Consider the following 3,731-nt stretch of genomic DNA (forward strand, 5'->3'; position numbering starts at 1 on the left):
GGTGGTAAGGGTGAGGGCGCCGTTGGTGGTGAGTGGGGCGAATAGCACCAACTTCAAATTCACTCAAGTTGGCGCAATTAAGCGTTACAGCAATAGATTGGATTTTGCTGAAAGTTTTGAAGGATTTGGGGATTTAACATCTCTAAAATATTTTGCACTTACTGAAAGTGGGGAGGAATTTGAAGGAAACCTTGATGAATATGGAAGAACCGGACGAATCACTTCAGCCACAGAAGAATATGCCAATTTTTTTGTAGGAGGAGGAGATTGGGTTTTATCTGAGGATGAAACTTACATAGAACAAGATGATTACTTATGCAGTGATGATTTTGATAATTTAGATAAGGAATAAATGGCAAAATGTTACAGCTTAAACTTAAAAAATTATTCTTAATTTACATATTACTAACTGCGAATGCAGTAAGTCTTGCCAGCCAGAAAACCTTTGTTTCCCCAAATAATACATTAAAAATAACTAGGGAGTGTAATAAAAAAACAAATGAATGTGCTTTCTATCTTAATGAGAAGGCAATTATTGGAGACATCCCAAAAGACAAAGCGACATACAAATGGATTGAGGATATTTTTGCATTGAATATTAATCTAGGCTCGTATAATTCATATTTAGTTTTGGTTGATGGAGTCCATAAGCCTCAAACAGTATCAGGAGTTATTACTATAGACGCTCATACGAAATGTATCATGGCTGCGGATGATGCAGGTATTTATTTTTATAAATTTTTCCAGCTAAAACCACTAAAGATTATTTTAAAACATAGTAAGCAATTTAATTTTGCAAAGGATGTTGTATCTTTACAATCAATAGTTCAGGGAAAGTTTAAACAAAAAAAAGTAGCTATGAGTTATTTAAATCATGTTTATGAATCAGTCGATATGGTCATTGATAATCCTTGTGCGAAATAATTCGGAGATTGGTAATGTCACAATATTCTAAGGAATTTATCCTGTTTGTTTCTACGATTGCTGGCGAAGCTGGCAATAGTAGTAGTGCTTCTTGGAAAGCAATTGCTCATGTAATAATGAATCGTTTTAAATATAAAGAATGGAGGAGGTATCAGACAATTAATGATGTAATATTAAAAACGGGTTTTGATGCGGCAACACAAAAAAATCAACCATTCTTAAGTGCCTATAATTCTCTATCAGCTGGGAAACCATCGCCATTAGTTTTACGGATTATTGCCGCTGTCCGACCTATATATGATGGAATGATAAAAGATCCTACGGGAAAGGTCGTATTGTATTATAGCCCGAGGGCGCAGTCTTCTTTGAGTCGAAGTAAGCTCCATTCGTATAAGCCAACACCGGCATGGAACTTTAATCTTTTGGAAGAAGTTAAAATTGCAGGTACTGAAAATGATGATTTCAAATGGTACAGATACAAAAATGCGGACAAATCAAAAAGATTACAAATAGTTAATCTTGATGGAGAAGCTATTCCTAATGTTCCATATGAAATTACACACGAAAAACAAGGTCAAGAAAAGGTCATTATCCAAGGACAAACTGACCAAGAAGGTAAAACCAAAGAGATTCCATATCAACATGCAGGAAAAGATGTAAAGGTTAAAATCAATCCCAATGCAGATAAGCATATGCCAAAGGCGAATATAGAAGGGATGATTTCGGTAACGGAAATTATTACGAAACTTATCAGCCCGTATCTCAAACAAAGAGTTATATTGAAACCGAATGGGAAACCCGGAAACTATGCAGGAATGTATCACAAGGTCAAAAAAGGGGAGACTTTGACAAAGATTGCCCAAAAGTTAGGAACAACCGTAGAAGCATTGCTTCATGCAAACCCAAAAATTGCAGATCCCAATAAAATCTATATCGGACAAAAAATTCGGCTTCCTGCAAAAACAGGTAGACCTGTCGCGAGAAAAGAAAACGGGGAAGTGAAAATAGATCGACCTACTAAGCCACGGGGAACAAACACGCAGCCACCTGCCGAGAAAGTACAAACAAAACCTACCGTTAATACGGGAGCAAATACGCAAACAGGAAATAGGGAGGTACAAATAGAAAAACCTAAGGCACAAGAATCAGGTAACCAATCATCTGCAAGAAAAGTGCAGATGAGTCCTTCCTCTGACACAGAAACAGCTAGTCGACCAAAGGAAGATAACGGTGCAAAACATACATCTCCCCAATTAAGGCAGAGAAGGGAGGTAAAGCGGGTAAATTCTGTGGATGGGAAGCCTGTTACAGTGGTTAAGGAGAATAGAGGGATACATGATCAAAATGAAACAAAAATTAATAAACTTCATCCTCAATTTCAAGACAAAGTAAGAAGGTTTATTCAAAAAGTGTATGAACAACATCAAATTAAATTAAGAATTGTGCAGGGATATAGGACATACAGAGAACAGGATGAATTGTATGCCAAAGGGAGAACAATGCCTGGATCAATAGTAACAAAAGCAAAAGGAGGGCAAAGTAATCATAATTTTGGACTCGCAATAGATGTGTTTCCAATTTGGCAGGATGGCAGGCTCCACATGAAAAAGGAAGATGATGCAGAGAATATTAGATTACTGAAATTAATTGCACATGTAGGAATTGAAGAGGGGTTAGCATGGGGAGGAAATTGGAGAAAATTTAAGGATTATCCTCATTTCGAATTGAAGGTTGGTAAAAATATGGCTCAACTAAGAGCAGCTGTAAAAGCTGCTGGTGGCGATCCTTTAGCTGTTAAATATGATATTTAGATGGAGTTGTTATGAAATCATTAAATATAATGCTAGCAATATTTACATTCTTTGTCTTATTATGTCAAAATGCATACGGAGTAAATTTAATTTTTACTTCTGAACTTGATGATGAAGAGTCAAGTTTAGAGGGAGGGGAGCTAAAACTATTTAAAGATAGATTAAATCATTGTTTTATTACTTCAACTTACTATGGGGAGACAGGTAAGTCTTTGTATGTGTATAATTTTAAAAAGGGAAATAAGTTAAGTTCAGGTATGCATAAAGAGTTTAGGTTTAAGGATGGTTATATTTCTAAAGATGAAAGAAATATATATATACTAATTAATAAGAAAGAATTAAATATTAATCATACTGAGGTTAGAAATGATTTTACTAATTTAATAAAGAGGATACCTAAATCAATTATTATTAAAAATTGTAACAATTAATTGTCTTTATAATCTATAAGTAGTTTTATAGTGATGCCGTCTGATGAAATTCCTTTCAGACGGCCTCTCCACCACCAATCCCCTCCGCTTGACCGCCCACCCCCGTTCAAACTACCATACCGACCCCATCGTCATCTTGGAAATACCCGACCATGACCGCCCGCCAATCCTACCACCTCACCTTTGCCCGATTTTCCCCCTCCCTCTCCGTTAAATCCTTCACCGCCTCCGAAGCCGCCAACACCGCCTACCACGTTGAAATCACCGCCACTTCCACCGATTCCTTCCTGCCGCTGTCTTCCTACCTCAATCAGCGCGCTGCATTTGAAATCCGTCCGCAGGAGGCCGTATTGTCCGAAGTAGTCAGTGCATTTGGGTCTGCTTCGGACGAATCTCCGGCGAAACAATGGCAGGGCATCGTGACTTCGTGTGAGAAGCTGTCCGTCTCCAAGGATGAAACCGTTTACCGCTTTGTTTTAGAGCCGCGTTTCGCGGCTTTAAAACATTTCCAATCCTCCCGACTGTTTCAAAATCAAACCGTCCCCGACATCGTTGCCGCCGTCTT

At 37.8% G+C, this 3,731-nt stretch carries 5 protein-coding genes; all 5 read left to right on the forward strand.

What is annotated here, in order from left to right; all coding sequences use genetic code 11:
- Window positions 1-352: hypothetical protein (locus HMPREF3066_RS13645; RefSeq protein WP_321178935.1), on the forward strand; the 352-nt coding region annotated here is incomplete at its 5' end.
- An 8-nt stretch (window positions 353-360) separates the two neighbouring features.
- A complete protein-coding gene (locus HMPREF3066_RS09340; protein ID WP_060974612.1) occupies window positions 361-924 on the forward strand; it encodes a hypothetical protein in 564 nt (187 codons plus the stop codon).
- A gap of 14 nt (window positions 925-938) precedes the next feature.
- Complete coding sequence (locus HMPREF3066_RS12510; protein ID WP_060974611.1) at window positions 939-2,735, forward strand: M15 family metallopeptidase; 1,797 nt, start codon at window positions 939-941, stop codon at window positions 2,733-2,735.
- An 11-nt stretch (window positions 2,736-2,746) separates the two neighbouring features.
- Entirely contained in the window at window positions 2,747-3,166 is a 420-nt protein-coding gene (locus HMPREF3066_RS09350; RefSeq protein ID WP_060974610.1) for a hypothetical protein, read from the forward strand.
- Between the two features lie 152 nt (window positions 3,167-3,318).
- Window positions 3,319-3,731: contractile injection system protein, VgrG/Pvc8 family (locus HMPREF3066_RS09355; protein ID WP_210385713.1), on the forward strand; the 413-nt coding region annotated here is incomplete at its 3' end.

Origin of the sequence: Neisseria sp. HMSC03D10, from assembly GCF_001807625.1 — a bacterium.
Lineage (GTDB): Bacteria > Pseudomonadota > Gammaproteobacteria > Burkholderiales > Neisseriaceae > Neisseria > Neisseria mucosa.

What these genes read in the sequence shown, in the direction of transcription:
- HMPREF3066_RS09340 (WP_060974612.1), top strand. Translation starts at nt 361, where the DNA reads ATGTTACAGCTTAAACTTAAAAAATTATTCTTAATTTACATATTACTA.
- HMPREF3066_RS12510 (WP_060974611.1), top strand. Translation starts at nt 939, where the DNA reads ATGTCACAATATTCTAAGGAATTTATCCTGTTTGTTTCTACGATTGCT.
- HMPREF3066_RS09350 (WP_060974610.1), top strand. Translation starts at nt 2,747, where the DNA reads ATGAAATCATTAAATATAATGCTAGCAATATTTACATTCTTTGTCTTA.